The organism is Enterobacter sp. MGH120 (assembly GCF_001037725.1).
Classification (GTDB): Bacteria; Pseudomonadota; Gammaproteobacteria; order Enterobacterales; family Enterobacteriaceae; genus Enterobacter; species Enterobacter hormaechei_C.
The window spans coordinates 379,366-399,403 of the sequence record NZ_KQ089940.1; the positions used below are offsets into that span (position 1 = coordinate 379,366).

The window sequence follows — 20,038 nt, forward strand, 5'->3', positions numbered from 1 at the left end:
GTAATTTTCTGATAAATTCCGCTACAGGTTGTGGGCATAATTTGCTGACGGGAAATTAAAATGAATGGAAAAATTCAAATTTCGCATGTAAAAAACGAAACAACGTACAATATTCCCTTAGTTCTTGATGAAAGTGTGATCTCAAGCGGAATTTCACTGATCTCACTCTGGCATACGCTAGCCGACGAGAGCTACCGCGTTATCTGGCCTCAGGATAAGAAAAAACCGCTGATTGCTAACTCCTGGGTGGCGGTTTATACCGTGCAAGGGTGCGGGAAAATCAGGCTCAAAGATAATTCTGAAATTATGCTTAATGGAAATAACGTTATATTCTTAAAACCTACCGATATAACGTCGTACTACTGCGACGGTCTTATCTGGGAACAATACTGGATGGAATTCATCCCCACAAACATGATGGAAATCCCTATATTACAAACTGGCATAATTTATAATGGCGACGAGTTTAATAAAGAACTTTCAGAAGTTGCTGAATTACTCGCTTTGCGGTCCAACATAAAAAATAATTTAGCCGTCGCGTTTCTCACAAAAATTATCTATCAGTGGATTTGTCTTATTTCCGAAAATGGTAGAAAAGATCGGGAACTGCTGCGTCTGGAAAATCTGTTGGCCGAGTTGCACGCCAGTGTGCAAAAGCGCTGGAGCGTCACAGAAATGGCACAGCGGATGCAGTGCAGCGAGCCCTGGCTGCGGCGGATCTTTTTACGATACACGGGTAAAACGCCGAAAGAATATTATCTTGACGCACGCCTCGAACTGGCGCAATCGCTGCTGCGCCAGGAGGGAAATACGGTAAACAAGGTGGCTGACATGCTCAACTTTTTTGATTCGTTTCACTTCAGCAAAGCGTTTAAGAATAAGTTTGGCTATGCGCCGTCGGCGGTCAGCAAGTTTAAGGACCGGCACCTCAATGATGCCGGTCAGGAAAATTAATGCAGTTCCGGCCAGTACTCTTTGTTGGCTTCAATCAGATCGTCCAGAATCGCCTTCGCCACCGACGCGCTCGGTACGGTTTTCGACAGGGTAATCGCCTGCCAGAGTTTCTGATACGAGCGCTGCTCCCAGGCGTCCACCACCAGTTTTTCCACTGCCACCTGCTGGCTCATGAGCCCTTTCTGGAAGTGCGGAATATCACCAACGGTCAGCGGCTCCGGTCCGTTGTGGCCGACCAGACAAGGGATTTCTACCATCGCGTCGGCGTCAAAATTATGGATAGCCCCATTGTTAGGCACAATCAGCAGCATGCGTTCCTGGGTATTAAAGGCGATCGCGGTCGCCAGATCGACGATGTACGACGCATGTTCGTCGATTTCCAGTTCACCGGCAGAAGAATGACCGGCTTCGATAATCGCCCGGCATGAACTGAATACATGCTTCTCACGGTGATCCATCACTTCATTGGCGCGGGTACGCTCCGGGTTGGAATGGGCGACCACATAGTCCGGGAACAGGTAATACTTCAGGTAGGTGTTCGGCATGGTGTCCGGATCCAGCGCCTGTACGTCTTTAGCCTTGGCGAAAGTATCATTCCAGCTCGCTTCAGTATGCGCATCTTCCGAAGGCGGAACATAACCGTTTTTCGCCACGTATTCGCGCAGTTTCGGCATCAGATCGTTGCCGTTCAGATCTTCAATCGACGTCCACCAGCCGAAGTGGTTCAGACCGTAGTAACGCACGCGCATCTCTTTGCGATCTTTCAGGCCGACGATTTGCGCCATACGTCCTTCAATGCCGATCGGCATGTCGCAGATGTTGAGAATTTTCGCGTTCGGACGCAGGCGGCGCGTGGCTTCCGCAACAATCGCCGCCGGGTTGGAGTAGTTCAGCATCCACGCGTTCGGGGAGTACTGCTCCATGTAATCCACCAACTCCAGCACGCCGCCGATGGAGCGCATGCCGTAGGAGATGCCGCCCGGCCCGCACGTTTCCTGGCCCAGCACGCCGTGGCGCAGCGGGATTTTTTCATCTTTTTCACGCATGGGGTATTTGCCCACGCGAATATGCGCCATCACGAAATCCACATCGGTAAAGGCCGCTTCAGGATCGGTGGTGTAACTAAATTCAATCTCCGGCGCCTGCTCCTTAAGGATGATTTTGCACGCCTCGGCGATGATCTCCTGACGTGCTCCGTCATTGTCATAGAACTTCAGCGCACGCAGCGGGAAACGGTCACGGTTGGCTAACAGCATCAGGACGATACCAGGCGTGAATGTACTGCCGCCGCCTGCAATAACAACTGAGAATTTTTTCATGATATAGCCTCTGTCAGAGTGGTTTGTTCGTTTGTTAAGGGGGTTTTCATCAGCGATTCCAGCTGGTCGCGCACCTGAGGAACGTGCAGACCGACAATCACCTGTATGCCGTTGCCGCGCCGCACCACACCGTGTGCGCCCAGGGCTTTGAAGACGTCGTCGCTTTGGGTTTTCGTCATATCCACCAGGGCGATACGCAAGCGGGTGGCGCAGTTATTGATACTTTCGATGTTTGCTGCACCGCCGAGCGCCTGTAAGAACCCAGCAGCCTGCCCGACCTGCTGGCTGGCTGCCGCCGGGGCGGTGGTTTGCCCGCGCGCGGCCTTATAGTCGGCTTTGTTGTAGAGTTTGATTTCGCTCTCTTCCCGGCCCGGCGTTTTGAGATTCAGACGTTCGATAAGCGTCCTGAAAACCACGAAATAGAGAGCGGTGAAGCAGAGGCCGATGCCAATCTGGGTGAATACCGTCGAGGCGTGGTTATGGAACATCGGGATCCAGTTTTGCGGCAGGAACTGGTCCAGCAGACCGCCCCCCATGTTCCCCACCACCCCGAAGGTATACATCACCGTCGCCATCGTTGCGGCCAGCACGGCGTGGATGGCAAACAGCAACGGCGAGATAAACAGGAAGGTGAACTCCAGCGGTTCGGTAATGCCCACCAGCACGGCGGTAAGCGTGGCCGGGATCAGCAGACCTGCCACTTTGACGCGGTTCTCCGGCGACGCGGTATACCAGATAGCCAGCGCAATACCGACTGAGCCAAACACCTTAGAGTTGCCGTGCAGCGCGAATCCGCCCTCCGGAAACAGCGTTTTCAGCGGCACAGTGCTCTGGCTGAATTCCTGAAGGTGCTGTGCCCAGTAGACCTGAATGCCGCCTTCTACCGCAGCCGGGCCGAAGATAAACGGGCCGTAGACAAAGTGGTGTAATCCGGTTGGGATCAGAATGCGTTCCAGGAAGGTATAAACCCATACGCCCAGCGCGCCAGCGGTACGTAGAAAGGCCTGCAACGACTCAATGCCCATCTGCACTTTCGGCCATCCCAGCAGCGTCAGCCAGGCGCAAGGGATCATGACGAAGAACGCGAGGATAACGACAAACGAGGTGCCCTGGAAAATCCCCAGAAAGACCGGCAACGGCTTGTCGAAAAATCGGTTGTGGATGGCGGTGACGAGCCCGGAAATGATAATCGCCCCGATGATGCTGGTATCAAGCGTTTTGATTCCGGCAATCATCGCCAGCCCGCTGCCGGCAGTGGGTTCAGCAGAGAAGTCGACGCCAAAGAAGTGACCCCAGGTCATCCCCATCGCGTTGATAAAGTAGTTCCAGGTCAGGAAGCTAATCAGCACCGCCAGACAGGCGCGGCCCTGCGCCTGCTTTGCCAGGCCAATCGGTAAGCCGACAGCAAAAATCAGCGGCATATTTCGGAACACCGCCCAGCCGCCCTCTTCGATGATGTGAACAATTTGCGCGAACAGATTATCCGGCGCGGTTAAGGCCTCACCGACAAACAGCGGATTGCGAAGCATGATGGCGATCCCAACCACGATCCCGGCAAAGGGAAACAGCAAAACCGGGGTGAACATGGCGCCGCCAAAACGTTGTATTTGACTGAGCATTTTTAAATCCTCATGAAACAACCTGTAGGGGATAGAGGCCTTTATGGTTTTTTACTGGCCTGAGGTGAGCATAAGAACTTACTGATGCGGCAACATGGTATGCCGCTGCGATTCGTGATCGCATTCATGGTTTTAATTTGACCAATCAGGTCTACTTTTTAAACTAAACATAGACAAGTTAAGACGTAATCCACGCCATGATGTGCGCAGAGAGGTCTACTGGTGATCTACAAATCAATTGCCGATCGGCTGCGGCTGCGGCTGAATTCCTCGGACTACAACATTGGCAGTCCGTTACCCGGAGAAAAAGCGCTGGCAAAGGAGTTTGGCGTAGCCCGGATGACCATCCGCAAGGCGCTGGATCTGCTGGTAAGCTGGGGGCTGGTTGAACGTCGACACGGCAGCGGGACGTTCGTGGCGCGCAAAGACGTTCATCATGAAACGACTAACCTGACCGGGCTGGTGGAGGTGCTGCGCCAGCAGGGGAAAGAAGTGCAGAGCAAGGTGTTGCAGTTTGAAGTGATGCCCGCGCCGCCCGCCATCGCCAGCCAGCTGCGGATTCAGGTTGATGAGCGGATCTATTTTTCAAGGCGGGTGCGTTACGTGGACGGAAAACCGCTGATGCTGGAGGACAGCTTTATGCCGGTGAAGCTGTTCCGCAATCTTTCCCTGGCGCATCTCGAAGGATCTAAGTTTGATTACATCGAGAAGGAATGCGGGATCACCATCAGCGGCAACTACGAGAGCCTGACGCCGGTGCTGGCAGATAAACAGCTGGCCGGTTATATGAATGTGCCGGAACAGACGCCGCTGCTGCGCATCACCTCCCTTTCCTACAGCGACAGCGGCGAGTTCCTCAATTATTCCGTGATGTTCCGGAACACCAGCGATTACCAGGTGGACTACCATCTGCGGCGCATCCACCCGGAAGACTTGTTAGCCCATCCCCCAGAACAGCACCGCCAGTAGCTGCGGGGTGATGATGCGCAGAAACATCACCAGCGGATAAACCGTGGCGTAGGACAACGCCGCCGCGCCGCTGGTGGCGTGCAGGTTGTTGGCGAACGCCAGCGCGGGCGGATCGGTCATGGAACCGGCCAGCATGCCGCACAGCGTGAGATAGTTCATTTTAGCGAAGATACGTGCCAGTAATCCGACCGTTATCAGTGGGATAGCGGTAATAAATATGCCGTATCCTACCCAGCTCATCCCTTCGCCGTTGACCAGAGTATCGACAAAATCGCCGCCGGATTTCAGCCCCACCACCGCCAGAAACAGCACGATGCCTAACTCCCGCAGCGCCAGGTTAGCACTCGGCGGCATAAACCAGTAGAGCTTACCGATGGAGCCGATACGCCCGAGGATCAGCGCCATAATGAGCGGCCCGCCTGCCAGACCCAGCTTCAGTGCTACCGGGAAGCCGGGCACGTACAGGGGGATGGAGCCAAGCATGACGCCAAGCCCGACGCCGATAAAGACCGGCAGCATCTGCACCTGCTGGAGTTTTTGCTGGGCGTTGCCTACCATGTCCGCTACGGCATCAATGGATGAGGGACGCCCGACGAGGTTGAGAATATCACCGAATTGCAGGCTGGCATCCTGGCTGGCTACCAGCTCGACACCGGCGCGGTTAAGCCGGGAGATCACCACGTCATAACGCTCTTTAACCTGCAAATCGCGTATTTTCTTGCCCAAAACCTTCTCATTGGTCACTACCACGCGCTCCACGCGCATGTCCGTTCCACGGGTTGAGAGTGAGGTATCCACCTCCTGACCAATCACCAGCCGGGCATTGTTTAAATCCGCCGGTTGCCCTACCAGATGCAGGAGATCGCCGTGCTGAATAAGGGTATCCGGTGAAGGTACCATCAGCGTTTCATCACGTTTCAGGCGGGAACAGATAATGGTCGCGCTGTTCAGAATGGGAACATCCTGTATCGCCATATTGTTCAGGTTGGGGTTTTCGACGCGAATGTTGATGGTTTTAATGAGCGCATGGCCGTTGGTCAGCGTGCTTTCATGCTCTTTTGCCTCCTGCTCGACGTTAACACGGAACAGCACGCGCACCAGCCACATCGAGAGCAAAATACCGCAAATGCCAAACGGATAGGCCATGGCGTAGCTCATCCCCATCTGATCGACGACATCAGCAGGGATACCCAGATCGCGCAGAATTTGCTGGCCCGCCCCGAGCGCGGGCGTATTCGTGACGGCGCCGGAGAAGATGCCCAGCACAACGGGCAGCGGAATCGCGAAGAGTTTATGCAGAATGGCGGTAACCAGCCCACCCATCACGACGATGCCGAAGGCAAAGAGATTAAGGCGTAAACCGGAGACGCGCAGGGAAGCGAAGAAGCCCGGCCCCACCTGAATACCGATGGTATACACAAAGAGGATCAGGCCGAACTCCTGGATGAAATGCAGCATATCGGCGCTGAGCACCCACCCAAGCTGGTCGGCAAAATGGCCGACAAAAATCCCGCCGAACAGCACCCCGCCGATGCCAAATCCGACGCCGCGGATTTTGATATTCCCCAGCCATAGCCCCACTACCGCGACAAGGGCCAACACGCTAACGGTTAACGCGATATCACTCATGATCCACATCCTGTGTATAACCATAGTTATGCTAAGGATTCTCTCAGAGCTGACGGCGGTTGTATGGGCGATGGCGCACAAAAAAGCCCTGCCGGGGCAGGGCTTCATGGCATCTGTGAGCGAGTCGGGTGGCGGCTGCGCCTTACCCGACCTACAGGATCGGCAGGTTTGCCACCCGGCAAAAACGTGGTTTAGCTGTTCAACGCCGGGCGTTCGCTAATGGCGATGCGCTGAGGCGCAATGGCTTCCGGCACGTTACGGGTGAGGTCAATGTTCAGCAGCCCGTTAGTGAACGTCGCGCCAGAAACTTCCATATGGTCTGCCAGGGTAAAGCTCAGGCTAAACGGCTGAGTGACAAGCCCCTGATGCAGCCATTTGGTCTCGGTGTCTGGTTTTTCCGGTGACCCTTTCACGGTCAGGCGCGTACCCTCAAGCTGGATGTCGAGATCTTCCTGGCGGAACCCGGCCAGCGCAAGCGTGATGCGGTAGTGGTTATCATCGCTTTTTTCGATGTTGTACGGCGGAAAGGTCTGCTGTTCGGTTGCGCTTTGCAGCGCGTTAGCCAGTTTGTCAAAACCGATCCACTGACGCAGCAGGGGGGATAAATCGTAGTTACGCATACTAAATCTCCTTCTGAGAAGCGAGTGCGGCACAGTTTAATTTTGTGCACAGTTGTACCTGCAAACCCTTGCGGATTCGCATATGCTCCCGTTACGGCAAGCAAGTTCGGGTGGGCCGCTCACGCGACCCGCGTAATTAGTTGATTTCGATACGACGCGGTTTTTTCTCTTCCGGAATCACACGTTCCAGTTCGATAAACAGCAGGCCGTTCACCAGGTTCGCGCCCTTGACGTGGATGTTCTCAGCCAGCTGGAACTTGCGCTCAAAGTTGCGCTCTGCGATGCCCTGGTAGAGGTAGGTTCGTTCTTTCTGCTCGGCCGTATGGGAGCCTTTCACCACCAGCAGATTGTCCTGCGCGGTGATCTCCAGTTCGCTCTCTGCGAAACCGGCAACAGCAATCGCAATGCGATAGTGGTTTTCGTCAACCAGTTCAACGTTGTAAGGAGGATAGCCGTTGCTCTGGCTCTGGTTGTTTTCTAAGTGGTTGAACAGACGATCGAAACCAATGGCAGAACGGTATAGCGGAGAGAGATCGAAATTACGCATGGATAAATGCTCCTGAAATCAGCGAGAAAATGTAGCCTTCCACCATGGACAGGCTTCTGCTTCCCCGAACACCCATCAGGCGTGTCCGTTATCGGGTTACATTCTTAAAATGGGTCTGGATACGGCCTTTTCAAGACTGTTGATGTGAGATTTTTTTGCACTTTGCTGGTTGTCGCATAGACTCAGGGGCACAGCACAAAGGGTTAAATTGCGATGACGACCACAGTGCGGGAGTTTTGAGCTATCCATTTTGGACGCGCCTCGCTATAACCCTGAGTTGCAGGTCAATGCCGTGCTACTAAAGATGACTGAGTGATGATGAGAAATGTTCTGATTAAGCTGGCGTCGTTCAGCGGGGTTGTTTTACTTTGCGGGTGTTCGAGCGTGATGTCGCACACCGGCGGTAAAGAAGGAACATATCCGGGGACGCGCGCCAGTGCCGCAATGATCTCTGATGATGAGACAAACTGGGGTACCAAATCTCTGGCGATTCTTGATATGCCGTTTACGGCGGTTGCCGATACGCTTCTGCTGCCGTGGGATATGTTCCGCACCGACAGCTCAGTGCGTTCGCGCGTTGAGAAAAGCGAGCAGGAAAAGCTGGCGACCAATTCCGTCATCCCGCCCGCAGAGATGCCTCCACGCTAATTCTGTGCGGTTTCCGTTAGCCACAGCTGGCGGAAACCGTCCTTCTCTTCCATCCATGCAATAAATCGTCCGTCCGGGGAAAACACCACAGCGTCAGCAGACGGCGGATTGCCGTGATCGGACGTCAAAAACGTCACCTCTCCGGTCTGCGCATCGCAGCAGGCAATACGGCCTGCAAGCACAAATCCCAGCCCGTTGCCGGAAGGATGCCAGTTAAAGGCCGACTGAATACCACGCTCAGTGTGGGTCAGCTGACGCGGCTCGCCGCCCTCAGGGGAGATAAGCCACAGCTGCACAACGCCGTTATCGTCCCGCATTAAAAACGCAATCTGCGTCCCCTGCGGATTGCTGCGCACCCAGTGGCGCGGCACGTTCACCAGCCCCGGATACGCCTTCTGATGGGTGAAGGTTAAGCGACGTTGCGTTACGCCCGCAGGCGGCGCGGGCATTGTATCAGGCGTTCCCTGCAACGGCGCATCGCCCGCCCGTTTCCAGCCCTGCTCGTCTTTGGGGAGATCGACAATAAACAGTTCGGGCACTTTCTCGCCTTTCGCAGACACCGTATCGCCGATAAACGCCAGCCTGTCGTTGCCCACCCAGCCCTCTTCATAGGCGCGGTTTACCTCATCGCTGCCCGGTTTCGGGTTCGGCGTTGTCCGGCTTACCAGTACGCTCCAGAAGGTGCCGGCATATTCCCGCGGATGGTTCCCCTGTGGGTTTACTGGGCCAAAAGGCGCCGCCACCCCGACGTTACGCAAATCCAGCTGCGGATCGCGCGCGTGCAGCACATGGTCGTTGTAGGTAAAGCTGACGAACTGCCCGTTCGGGCTAAAAACGTGGACGTGGCTGCCGCCACGCAGCGCGCCTGCGGTGTAAGGCGCGGTGATATCCATCGCATCAAGATTGCTCACCTGACCATTGTGCGCAATCACCCCCTGACGATGGTGAAAATCATACTGCCAGTCTGCATCCGGGTTTTTCGGGCCGTGGATAAAAACATATTTTTCCTGCGCCGGATGAACGGTTACCACGCCGACATGCGCGCCGTCAGTCGCACGGTAGATCGCCTCAACCTCGCCCGTACTAACATTGACCCGCTCAATGGTTTCACCGGTAAACGACGCGCCGGACGGGCGGACATCATAGACAAGCCACTGGCTGTCTGGCGTCCAGGTGTTGATGTTGGTGAGCTGGTGGTTGCGGGAAGCGAAGGTGATTTGTTTCATGAAAATACCCTGATGCGCGGTTATCGCATCAGGGTAAAACATCCGAAGGGATTAGCCTACTCGTTTAACGTCGCCGACCAGCAGGATGTAGGAGAGCGCCCCGATCAGCGCCACGGCAGAGATATACACCAGAGCCGGACCAAAGCCGTAGTCCTGCGCCAGGTAACCGATGACCAGCGGTACGGTGATCCCGCCCAGGCCGCCAACGAAGTTAAACACGCCGCCAGTCAGGCCGATCAGACGCATCGGCGCCAGGGACGACACCAGCGACCAGGTGATGGAGGCAAAACCGTTTCCGAAGAACGCTACCGCCATCAGGGTCATGATCCACACCGGATCGTTGGTGTAGTTCGCTCCCATGATGCAGGTAGAGATCAGCAGTCCGCAGATAATCGGCGTTTTACGCGCAACGCCCAGCGAGAAACCTTTTTTCACCAGCTTATCCGCCAGCCAGCCCGAGAGCAGGACGCCGAAAAACGCCGCAAGGAAGGGTACGGTGGTCATAAAGCCTGCCTTCAGCGCGGTAATACCTTTTTCCTGGGTCAGATAGTTCGGGAACCAGGTGAGGAAGAACCACAGCGTGGAGGTCACCGCGAACTGTCCCAGATACACGCCCACCAGCTTACGGTGGAAGACCAGCTTCCAGTCCGCTCTGGTCAGCGGCTGGCGCGCCTCTTTTTTCACGGGCGCATCGCCATCCACCAAGCCACCGCCGTCGCGGATGTAGTCCAGTTCGGCTTTGGTGATGCTTTTGGTCAGGCGCGGCGGCTGATAAACCTTAAACCAGATGAGCGACCAGATAATGCCGATCCCGCCGGTGACGATAAACACCCAGTGCCAGCTCAGCAGCTCCTGGATCCAGATTAACAGCGGCGTCAGAAACGCCAGACCAACAAACTGCCCGGAGGTGTAAAAACCAACAGCGGAAGCGCGTTCGTGTTCAGGGAACCAGCTGGTCACCATGCGGTTGTTGGTCGGAAACGCCGGCGCTTCAAACACCCCGGTGATGGCGCGCAGGCCAATCAGCGACATCAGCCCAGTCGCGAAGCCCTGGAACAGGGTCGCCACGGACCAGCCAAAAATAGCGATAAAGTAGGTCAGACGTGAACCCACGCGGTCGAGGAACCAGCCGCCCGGGATCTGGCAGAGCGTATACAGCCAGGCAAACGCCGAGAAGACGTAGCCCATTTCCGCTTTGGTGATGCCAAACTCTTCCTGAATATGAGCCGATGCCACGGCAAGGTTGGCGCGGTCGACATAACAGATGACCACGGTAATAAAGATCATGATCAGCGTCAGGTAACGACGACGCCCGGTTTTTGCAGCAGTAACTGGAATATCCATCGCAATCTGTCTCCAGATTTTGGGCATAGCGAAGCCGCTCACCATGCCCTGTAATTTACAGAGGGTTATATTTTTTCTATGTACGTTTTTTTTGCCCGGTGGCGCTTCGCTTGCCGGGCCTACGAGAGAGTAGGCCGGATAAGCGTAGCGCCATCCGGCGATTTACCACTCGGCTACGGAACCGTCTTCAAGACGCCACAGTGGGTTACGCCAGTCCGGCGCACTTTTACTCAGCTCAATGACTTTGGCTTCGTCGATCTCCACGCCAAGGCCCGGCTTCGTTAACGGTTTAAAGAAACCACCTTCCATGCTGAAGTCTTCTTTGTTTTTCACAAAGTCGAGCAGCTCCGCGCCCTTGTTATAGTGAATGCCCATGCTTTGTTCCTGGAACACCGCATTGCGGGAGACGAAGTCGACGTGCAGGCAGGCCGCCAGCGCAATCGGCCCAAGCGGACAGTGCGGCGCCAGCGCCACATCGTAGGCTTCTGCCATTCCGGCAATTTTGTAGCATTCGGTGATGCCGCCCGCGTGGGAGAGGTCCGGTTGCAGGATCGCAATGCCGCCCGCCTCCAGCACGCGTTTAAACTCGAAGCGCGAGAACATGCGTTCCCCAGCCGCGATGGGAATGTGCGTCTGTTCAGCCAGTTTCGGATAGTATTCCGCCTGCTCGGCCAGCACCGGCTCTTCGATAAACAGCGGGCGATACGGCTCCAGCTCTTTAATCAGCACTTTGGCCATTGGCGCGCTGACGCGGCCGTGGAAATCCAGACCAAACTCAATCTCGTTGCCGAAGGCTTCACGGATTTGCGCCACGGTATTCACCGCCCGGTCTACCGCGCGCGAGTTGTCGATAACGCCCATTTCTTCGCAGCCGTTGAGTTTGAAGGTGTCAAAACCGATGTTGCGCAGTTGCCGGATACCGTCGATCACTTCCGCAGGGCGGTCACCGCCCACCCAGCTGTAGGCTTTGATTTTGTCGCGCACCAGGCCGCCCATTAATTGCCAGACCGGGGCATTCAGCACTTTGCCTTTGATATCCCACAGCGCCTGATCAATACCGGCGATGGCGCTCATCAGGATCGGACCGCCACGGTAAAATCCCGCGCGGTACATCACCTGCCACAGGTCGTTGATGCGCGCCGGATCCTGGCCAATCAGGTATTCGCCCAGCTCGTGCACCGCGGCTTCAACGGTGCGCGCACGGCCTTCAATCACCGGCTCGCCCCAGCCAACCACGCCTTCGTCGGTTTCGATTTTCAGGAACATCCAACGCGGGGGTAAACGGTACGTGGTGAGTTTGGTTATTTTCATTGCACTGCCTCTCGATACGCTTTCACAAATGCTGCCGCCTGCTGTGCGGTACGCTCAACGGGCTGACCGGCACGATAGAGATCGCTGCCCAGCCCCGCGCCCACACAGCCCGCGCTCATCCACTGGCCCAGGTTTTCCGGCGTGACGCCGCCCACGGCAAAGACCGGCACGCTGGCGGGTAAGACCGCTTTCAGCGCTTTGATGTAATCCGGACCAAAGGCCGACGACGGGAAAATTTTGAGAGACTGTGCGCCCGCATCGAGGGCGGCAAAGGCTTCTGTGGCCGTGGCGCAACCCGGGCAGACGGTCATGCCGTAATCCACCGCCCGGCGGATCACCTCGGGGTTGATATTCGGTGTGACGATAAGCTTGCAGCCCATTTTCGCCAGTTCATCCACCTGCTCCGGTTGCAGCACGGTGCCTGCGCCAATCAGCGCCTTATCACCAAACGCCTTCACAATTGCCGGAATGCTTTTTTCCCACTCCGGGGAGTTGAGCGGGATTTCCACCGCGTCGAACCCGGCGTCGATCACCGCGCCAACGTGCGCTAAGGCCTCACCGGGCGTGATACCGCGCAAAATCGCGATCAGGGGAAGTTCAGTTTGCCACTGCATGAGCGATGCTCCTTATGCCTGCCTGAAATGCCGTGTCGCCTTCCACCGCAGCAACATCCCGTCCGATAGCGTGGAACGCCTGGCGGTAACGAGACGTCAGCGATGAACCCGCGACGAGCGTGATGGCCTGCTGCCCGGCGAACGCGTCGCTCAGAGTGGCGACTTCTGCGCCAATCAGCAGGCCGGACAGAAATTCGCTGACCTGTTCGCGCGGAAGATTTCCCAGCACGTGCGAGGCGCGAACCTCAAAAAGTTGCGGCAAAACGGCAGGGGATGCGATCCCGCGCTCAAGCCCGGCGGCAAACGCTTCCGGCGAAGGGGTCTGCTCCGGCAAACCGGCCCCCACCAGCGAATGCTTAAGCAGCAAGTGGTGCAGTTCGCCGGTCATCACGGTGCGGAAATCATGAATTTGCTCAGCATCCGCCTGGACCCATTTGCAGTGCGTCCCGGGCATGACGTAGACAGAAGAAGGAGAAAGGGTGCGCGCCCCGAGCAGCTGCGTCTCTTCGCCGCGCATCACATTATGGTTATCGTCGCGAGAGACGCATAAACCGGGAATAATCCAGACATTGTCGCCAACGGACGTTAACTGCTCGCCAACGGCGGTGAAATGCACCGGAACTGACAGGTAAGGCGCGACCTTCCACCCCACGTTACTGCCGACCATTCCGGCCATCACCACTGGCGTAGTACCGTCGCGCCAGTTTTGTGTCACTTCTGCTAACACCGCTGCGGGGGATTTACCGTTCAGGCGCGTCACACCTGCTTCTGATTGCCTGCTTTCCAGGCACTGCTCACCCTGGTAGAGCCAGGCGCGCAGATTGGTCGATCCCCAGTCAATTGCGATGTAGCGTGATGTCATGTGATTTCCTTCAACCTTCGTGTCGAGCTGGCGATCATGGTCAGCGCCGCCTGCTCTGCCGCATCACCGTCCTGATGCCGTATCGCATCGAACAGCGCTTTATGTTCCTGAAGCGTTTTCGGCATGTTGGCCTCATCGCCCATCCAGGTACGTTCAAATACTGCTCGCTGTAGCGAGCTGATCGCCACGCTAAGCTGCTGTAAAACCGGGTTATGCACCGACTGCAATACCGCTTCGTGGTAACGAATGTCCGCTTCGTTGAACGCCTCCCGATTCTGGTTATTGGCGATCATGTCGTTTAAAGCCGACTCAATCTGTGCCAGGTCACCTGACGTTGCGCGCTCTGCCGCCCAGCGGGCGATGGCCGGTTCCACCAGATTTCGGACTTCGCTCATCGCGCCGATGAGCCGTGGGTCGTAGTCGTTTTCCAGCACCCATTGCAGAACATCGGTATCGAGGTAGTTCCACTGGTTACGCGGCGCCACAAACGCGCCGCGATAGCGCTTCATTTCAATCAGCCGCTTCGCCATCAGCGAGCGGAACACTTCCCGAATGATGTTGCGCGAGGTTTCAAACTCCTCGCACAGTTCCGCCTCTGCTGGCAGCGGCGAACCGGGAACGTATTTGCCACCCACAATCTGAGTGCCCAGCGTGATGACAATGCGATCGGTTTTATTGAGTGTCATGGAGAGTCCTTGTGCTCTGTAAGTCCATCACTACTTTACCGCGACCGCTGAATTTCGCCTCACTTTTGCAGTACAAACGTGAGGCCTTTCGTCTTTGCCGTGGTGACAATGTAGTACAATCAGTTAATGTTGTACTACAATCCAGATCACAAAAAGAACAATTTGATAAATTCAGGGCCAAAAAAAGCCCCGGTTAATAACCGGGGCTAATCTTTCAAAGCACTTGTTACGACAGAACGAATTTCTCGATCGCCCAGGCAACGCCGTCTTCCAGGTTAGATTTGGTCACGAAGTTCGCCACTTCTTTTACCGACGGGATGGCGTTATCCATCGCCACGCCCATGCCCGCATATTCGATCATCGCAATATCGTTTTCCTGGTCGCCCAGCGCCATGATCTCCTCAGGCTTGATGCCCAGCGCATCGGCAAGCGATTTGACGCCCGTGCCTTTATTGACGCGTTTATCAAGGATTTCGAGGAAGTACGGCGCACTTTTCAGCACGGTGTATTTCTCTTTTACCTCAGCCGGAATGCGTGAAATGGCTTTGTCGAGGATCGCGGGTTCGTCGATCATCATTACTTTCAGGAACTGGGTTGCCGGGTCCATGTTTTCCGCTTCGCAGAACACCAGTGGAATGGTTGCAACGTAGGACTCGTGCACCGTGTAGTAGCTGATATCGCGGTTGGCGGTGTAAAGCGTATTGCGATCGAGCGCGTGGAAGTGAGAGCCCACGTCGCGGGAGAGTTTTTCCAGGAAAAGGTAGTCATCATAGCTCAGTGCAGTTTGCGCCACCGTGCTGCCATCGGCTGCCTTTTGCACCAGCGCGCCGTTATAGGTGATGCAGTAATCGCCAGGCTGGTTCATGTGCAGCTCTTTCAGGTAACTGTGCACCCCGGCATACGGGCGTCCGGTGGTGAGCACCACGTTCACGCCTTTTTCGCGTGCGGCGGCGATCGCATTTTTAACGGCAGGAGAGATAGTGTGGTCCGGCAGCAGCAGCGTGCCGTCCATATCGATTGCAATGAGTTTGATGGCCATGGGGTCCCCGGGATAAATGAGTGCTACCTCATGCTAACGCGATTAAGCACACAAAAATAGAGCTACCTTGCGCAACAAAAAGCCCCTTTTACGTTTATCCCGGGAACGGGAACTCACTCGCGGGTGAGAACGATTTTGCCAAACGCACCGCGATCCAGATGTTCAAGCGCCTGTTCCAGCTCGTCAAAGCGGTAGCGATGCTCAATCACCGGTTTTAACTCCGTGACATCAACAGCACGGACAAAATCTTCCAGCGCCCGGCGGTGTCCAACCCCAATCCCCTGAATGACGGGAGATTTCAGCAACAGCTCGCTTGCAGGCAGAGAAATTTCTGTCCCGGCCAGCACGCCAATGACCGATATCCGCCCATGAACGGCAACGGCGCGCAGGGAATGTCTCAGGTTCTCCCCACCCACCGTTTCGATAATATGGTCGATGCCGCGATCCTGCGTCAGTGCCAGCGTATTTTCAGCCCAGTCGCCTTTCAGTCGGTTGATGCCCTGGCTGGCCCCCAGCTTTTTGGCCCGCGCCAGTTTTTCATCACTCCCCGACGTAACAATAACTTCTGCGCCGTGCGCTTTTGCTATCTGCAAAGCGAATAGCGCCACACCGCCCGTCCCTTGTACCAGCACCGATTGCCCGGCGCGTAAATGACCGCGCTCCACCAGCGCGAACCATGCGGTAAGCCCCGCGCAAGGAAGCGTGCTGGCCTCAGCGTCATCCAGGCTTTCCGGGGACGCCACCAGCGCGTTTTCACTCACAATCACATATTCGGCCAGCATGCCCTGGAAGTATCCACCGGACGTTTTATAGGGCAAATCGCGCGCGTCTGCCTGCGGCTTGCCGTCGATCCATTCCGGGAAGAAGGTTGAGATGACGCGTGCGCCGGGCTTGAAACGCGTAACGCCTTCGCCGATGCTGTCCACCACGCCTGCCATGTCAGATGCTGGGGTAAACGGGAAGGAAAGCGGAATCGGCATCGTGCCTTCAATCACCATTTTATCCCGGTAGTTGAGCGCAACGGCATTAACCCTTACGCGAACCTCCCCCGGGCCTGGCTGTGGAACAGGCTCCTGAACGAGCCTGAGGCTTTCACGACCAAGGGCATCCATTGACCAGCGTTGCATTGTTTCAGTCATTTTTTTCTCCTGTCATCAGATGATTTTCAGTTCTGACAGTCTACCGTTGACTCAGCGTCGCCAGTGGCGATAAGTTTTCCCTTCATTGATGACCAAATTGACACAATCCGTCCATGACCGATACGCTGAAAGATATTCCCGTTTTCGTTGCCTCCGTTGAGGCAGGAAGTTTTGCCCAGGCCGCCGTCCGTCTGCATTTGTCGCGCTCGGCGGTAGGAAAAAGTATTGCTCGTCTTGAAGAGAGGCTGGGGGTTCGTCTGTTTCATCGGACCACCCGCAGTCAGAGGCTGACCGATAACGGCGCGCTTTTTTATGAACGCTGCCTGCGCGCGCTGGAGGAGATCCGTGGCGCTGAATCGCAGCTTGAAACCGGAAAACATCAGGTCAGCGGTCGGCTGCGTGTTGCCGTGCCGGTGCTGTTTGGTCGCCAGTGTATCGCCCCGCTGCTAATAGAGCTGGCGCAGGAGCATCCCGGGCTTGAGCTTGAAATGTCCTTCAGCGACCGCGTCGTGGATCTCGTGGAAGAAGGGTTTGATATGGCGGTGCGCAATGGCGCTCTGGCTGACAGCAGCGTGCTGGTCGCCAGAAGGCTGGGGGAGCACCGGATGGTGCTGTGCGCCGCGCCGGATTATCTGCTTAAGAATGGCCAGCCGCAAACCGTTGATGATTTACGCCAGCATACGGCCATTAACTACACGCGTGCGGGCAGAGTCCTACCCTGGCAGCTGATGGATTACGATGGCACGTCGCGCACGTTTATTCCCCGCTCATCGCTCAATATGGATGATTTGCAGGCGATCTGCGACGCGGCGCTGGCCGGCCACGGCCTTGCATGGTTACCCTGCTGGATGGTCATTAAAGAAATTCAGCAGGGAGATCTTGTCCCGCTCTTAAAGCAGGCCCCGGATGTACGCTTCGACGTTCATGCCGTCTGGCAGCAGACGCCACACCTGCCGCTAAGGGTAAGAATTGCCATAGATATGCTGGTCAAACGTTTACCGGCAGTGATGTCGCTGGAGTTTCCTGCGTCCATAAAAAAGCCGCGCTGAAGCGCGGCCAGTTATGCTGTCGTAAAGCGACGATTAAATATCGATATTCGCCGCCTTCAGGGCGTTCTCTTCGATGAAGGCGCGACGTGGTTCAACCGCATCGCCCATCAGGGTCGTGAACAGCTGATCCGCTGCGATTGCGTCTTTAACGGTGACGCGCAACATGCGACGGCTTTCCGGATCCATGGTGGTTTCCCACAGCTGATCCGGGTTCATTTCGCCCAGGCCTTTATAACGCTGAATAGAGAGACCACGACGGGACTCTTTTACCAGCCACTCCAGCGCCTGTTCGAAGCTGGCTACCGGCTGACGACGTTCGCCACGTTCGATAAACGCATCGTCTTCGATCAGACCGCGCAGCTTCTCGCCGAGGGTGCAGATACGGCGGTATTCCGGACCGGTCACAAATTCGTGCTCCAGCGGGTAGTCGGTATCGACGCCGTGGGTACGCACGCGGACGATCGGCTCGAACTGCTGCTCAGCGTTCTGCTGGACGTCGAACTTCCACTGGCTGCCATGCTGCTCTTTCTCGTTCAGCTCGCTCACCAGGGTGTTCACCCAGCGGGTGACGGTCTGCTCGTTGCTCAGATCGGCTTCGGTCAGGGTCGGCTGGTAAATCAGCTCTTTCAGCAGCGCTTTCGGATAGCGACGCTCCATACGGCCAATCATTTTCTGCGTGGCGTTGAACTCGGAGACCAGACGCTCCAGCGGCTCACCGGCCAGCGCTGGCGCGCTGGAATTTGCGTGCAGGGTCGCACCATCAAGGGCGATCGCGATTTGGTACTGATCCATCGCGTCGTCATCTTTAATGTACTGTTCCTGCTTGCCTTTCTTCACTTTGTACAGCGGCGGCTGGGCAATGTAGACGTGGCCGCGCTCAACGATTTCCGGCATCTGACGATAGAAGAAGGTCAACAGCAGCGTACGAATGTGCGAGCCGTCGACGTCCGCATCGGTCATGATGATGATGCTGTGATAGCGCAGTTTGTCCGGGTTGTACTCGTCGCGACCAATGCCGCAGCCGAGCGCGGTGATGAGCGTCGCCACTTCCTGAGAAGAGAGCATCTTGTCGAAGCGCGCTTTCTCAACGTTAAGGATTTTACCCTTCAGCGGCAGAATCGCCTGGTTCTTGCGGTTACGGCCCTGCTTCGCAGAACCGCCCGCGGAGTCCCCTTCCACAAGGTACAGTTCAGACAGCGCCGGGTCGCGTTCCTGACAGTCAGCCAGTTTGCCCGGCAGGCCTGCCAGGTCCAGCGCGCCTTTACGACGGGTCATTTCACGCGCTTTACGCGCCGCTTCACGGGCACGCGCCGCATCGATAATTTTACCCACCACGATTTTCGCGTCGGACGGGTTTTCCAGCAGGTATTCGCTCAGCAGTTCGTTCATCTGCTGTTCAACCGCCGATTTCACCTCAGAAGAGACCAGCTTGTCTTTGGTCTGTGAGGAGAACTTCGGATCCGGCACCTTCACGGAGACCACGGCAATCAGGCCTTCACGTGCATCGTCACCGGTGGCGCTGACTTTCGCTTTTTTGCTGTAGCCTTCTTTGTCCATGTAGGCGTTCAGGGTTCGGGTCATCGCCGCGCGGAAGCCCGCCAGGTGCGTACCGCCATCGCGTTGTGGAATGTTGTTGGTGAAGCAGTAGATGTTTTCCTGGAAACCGTCGTTCCACTGCAAGGCCACTTCCACGCCGATACCGTCTTTTTCAGTAGAGAAGTAGAAGATATTCGGGTGAATTGGCGTTTTGTTCTTGTTCAGATACTCAACGAACGCCTTGATACCACCTTCGTAATGGAAGTGGTCTTCTTTGTTGTCGCGTTTGTCGCGCAGACGAATCGACACGCCGGAGTTCAGGAACGACAGTTCACGCAGGCGTTTCGCCAGAATGTCGTACTCGAATTCGGTGACGTTGGTGAAGGTTTCGAGGCTCGGCCAGAAACGCACCATGGTACCGGTTTTATCAGTATCACCCGTGACGGCCAGCGGAGCGTCAGGCACGCCGTGCTGATAGATCTGACGGTGAATTTTGCCTTCGCGCTGGATAACCAGCTCCAGCTTCTGCGACAGGGCGTTAACCACGGAGACGCCTACGCCGTGCAGACCGCCGGAAACTTTATAGGAGTTATCATCGAACTTACCGCCTGCGTGCAGAACGGTCATGATGACTTCCGCAGCAGATACGCCCTCTTCCGGGTGAATACCGGTTGGGATACCACGACCGTCATCGGTAACGGACACGGAGTTGTCCGCATGGATCGTGACCACGATGTCTTTACAGTGACCCGCGAGCGCTTCGTCGATAGCGTTATCTACCACCTCGAATACCATGTGGTGCAGACCGGTGCCGTCATCCGTGTCGCCGATATACATACCCGGGCGCTTACGCACCGCATCCAGCCCTTTCAGGACTTTGATACTGGAGGAGTCATAAGAATTCGACATCAACGTTTCTCGCTCATT

At 56.0% G+C, this 20,038-nt stretch carries 18 protein-coding genes and 1 other annotated feature; of the genes, 4 read left to right on the plus strand and 14 right to left on the minus strand.

Annotated features, from left to right (window positions below):
• Window positions 1-60 precede the first annotated feature (60 nt).
• On the plus strand, window positions 61-954 hold the full coding sequence (locus SK54_RS01815; protein ID WP_033487029.1) for a helix-turn-helix transcriptional regulator: 894 nt from the start codon (window positions 61-63) through the stop codon (window positions 952-954).
• Here the strand turns inward: SK54_RS01815 and SK54_RS01820 are convergent.
• Both SK54_RS01820 and SK54_RS01825 read right to left on the minus strand, forming a co-directional pair.
• Window positions 951-2,273 carry a 6-phospho-alpha-glucosidase gene (locus SK54_RS01820; protein ID WP_015570123.1) on the minus strand — a complete coding sequence of 441 codons (1,323 nt, stop codon included), beginning with the start codon at window positions 2,271-2,273 and terminating at the stop codon, window positions 951-953. The genes SK54_RS01815 and SK54_RS01820 overlap by 4 nt on opposite strands.
• Window positions 2,270-3,892: an alpha-glucoside-specific PTS transporter subunit IIBC gene (locus tag SK54_RS01825; RefSeq protein ID WP_015570124.1), complete on the minus strand. Its 1,623-nt coding sequence runs from the start codon at window positions 3,890-3,892 to the stop codon at window positions 2,270-2,272. Before SK54_RS01825 ends, SK54_RS01820 begins: the two co-directional genes overlap by 4 nt.
• A gap of 222 nt (window positions 3,893-4,114) precedes the next feature.
• On the opposite strand from SK54_RS01825, the gene SK54_RS01830 reads away from it, so the two are divergent.
• Window positions 4,115-4,861: a GntR family transcriptional regulator gene (locus SK54_RS01830; protein WP_017383690.1), complete on the plus strand. Its 747-nt coding sequence runs from the start codon at window positions 4,115-4,117 to the stop codon at window positions 4,859-4,861.
• Here the strand turns inward: SK54_RS01830 and SK54_RS01835 are convergent.
• From SK54_RS01835 to ibpA, 3 genes are all read right to left on the minus strand, one after another.
• Window positions 4,829-6,490, minus strand: a complete 1,662-nt coding sequence (locus SK54_RS01835; RefSeq protein WP_017694020.1) for a putative transporter — start codon at window positions 6,488-6,490, stop codon at window positions 4,829-4,831. The two genes, SK54_RS01830 and SK54_RS01835, sit on opposite strands and share 33 nt — an antisense overlap.
• Window positions 6,491-6,681: 191 nt before the next feature.
• On the minus strand, window positions 6,682-7,110 hold the full coding sequence (ibpB, locus tag SK54_RS01840) for a small heat shock chaperone IbpB (protein ID WP_015570126.1): 429 nt from the start codon (window positions 7,108-7,110) through the stop codon (window positions 6,682-6,684).
• Between the two features lie 136 nt (window positions 7,111-7,246).
• Window positions 7,247-7,657 (minus strand): small heat shock chaperone IbpA, encoded by a 411-nt coding sequence (gene ibpA, locus SK54_RS01845; protein ID WP_006177605.1) that lies wholly within the window; start codon window positions 7,655-7,657, stop codon window positions 7,247-7,249.
• Window positions 7,651-7,725 (minus strand) — a sequence feature (ROSE (Repression Of Heat Shock gene Expression) occurs in the 5'-region of heat shock genes and acts as an RNA thermometer to modulate expression.). It overlaps the preceding gene by 7 nt.
• Before the next feature lie 247 nt (window positions 7,726-7,972).
• Between ibpA and SK54_RS01850 the strand changes: the two genes are divergently transcribed.
• Window positions 7,973-8,305 (plus strand): YceK/YidQ family lipoprotein, encoded by a 333-nt coding sequence (locus tag SK54_RS01850; protein WP_017383693.1) that lies wholly within the window; start codon window positions 7,973-7,975, stop codon window positions 8,303-8,305.
• Here the strand turns inward: SK54_RS01850 and SK54_RS01855 are convergent.
• The 8 genes from SK54_RS01855 to SK54_RS01890 form a co-directional block, all read right to left on the minus strand.
• Complete coding sequence (locus SK54_RS01855; RefSeq protein WP_075550070.1) at window positions 8,302-9,531, minus strand: DUF3748 domain-containing protein; 1,230 nt, start codon at window positions 9,529-9,531, stop codon at window positions 8,302-8,304. The genes SK54_RS01850 and SK54_RS01855 overlap by 4 nt on opposite strands.
• 51 nt (window positions 9,532-9,582) lie before the next feature.
• The gene (locus SK54_RS01860; RefSeq protein ID WP_015570129.1) at window positions 9,583-10,920 is read right to left on the minus strand and encodes an MFS transporter; all 1,338 of its coding nucleotides are present in this window, start codon (window positions 10,918-10,920) and stop codon (window positions 9,583-9,585) included.
• Between the two features lie 117 nt (window positions 10,921-11,037).
• On the minus strand, window positions 11,038-12,186 hold the full coding sequence (dgoD, locus tag SK54_RS01865) for a galactonate dehydratase (protein ID WP_017694024.1): 1,149 nt from the start codon (window positions 12,184-12,186) through the stop codon (window positions 11,038-11,040).
• Complete coding sequence (locus SK54_RS01870) at window positions 12,183-12,800, minus strand: 2-dehydro-3-deoxy-6-phosphogalactonate aldolase (RefSeq protein WP_023295663.1); 618 nt, start codon at window positions 12,798-12,800, stop codon at window positions 12,183-12,185. Before SK54_RS01870 ends, dgoD begins: the two co-directional genes overlap by 4 nt.
• Window positions 12,784-13,662 (minus strand): 2-dehydro-3-deoxygalactonokinase, encoded by an 879-nt coding sequence (locus SK54_RS01875; protein ID WP_003861107.1) that lies wholly within the window; start codon window positions 13,660-13,662, stop codon window positions 12,784-12,786. Before SK54_RS01875 ends, SK54_RS01870 begins: the two co-directional genes overlap by 17 nt.
• Complete coding sequence (dgoR, locus tag SK54_RS01880) at window positions 13,659-14,348, minus strand: D-galactonate utilization transcriptional regulator DgoR (RefSeq protein WP_003861109.1); 690 nt, start codon at window positions 14,346-14,348, stop codon at window positions 13,659-13,661. Before dgoR ends, SK54_RS01875 begins: the two co-directional genes overlap by 4 nt.
• 226 nt (window positions 14,349-14,574) lie before the next feature.
• Entirely contained in the window at window positions 14,575-15,387 is an 813-nt protein-coding gene (gene yidA, locus SK54_RS01885) for a sugar-phosphatase (RefSeq protein ID WP_017694026.1), read from the minus strand.
• A gap of 113 nt (window positions 15,388-15,500) precedes the next feature.
• On the minus strand, window positions 15,501-16,526 hold the full coding sequence (locus tag SK54_RS01890; protein ID WP_017694027.1) for a zinc-dependent alcohol dehydrogenase family protein: 1,026 nt from the start codon (window positions 16,524-16,526) through the stop codon (window positions 15,501-15,503).
• Between the two features lie 113 nt (window positions 16,527-16,639).
• Here SK54_RS01890 and SK54_RS01895 point away from each other — a divergent pair, with 113 nt between their 5' ends.
• Window positions 16,640-17,575: a LysR family transcriptional regulator gene (locus SK54_RS01895; RefSeq protein ID WP_017694028.1), complete on the plus strand. Its 936-nt coding sequence runs from the start codon at window positions 16,640-16,642 to the stop codon at window positions 17,573-17,575.
• A 33-nt stretch (window positions 17,576-17,608) separates the two neighbouring features.
• Here the strand turns inward: SK54_RS01895 and gyrB are convergent, their stop codons facing one another.
• On the minus strand, window positions 17,609-20,020 hold the full coding sequence (gene gyrB / locus SK54_RS01900; RefSeq protein WP_006808766.1) for a DNA topoisomerase (ATP-hydrolyzing) subunit B: 2,412 nt from the start codon (window positions 20,018-20,020) through the stop codon (window positions 17,609-17,611).
• Window positions 20,021-20,038 lie beyond the last annotated feature (18 nt).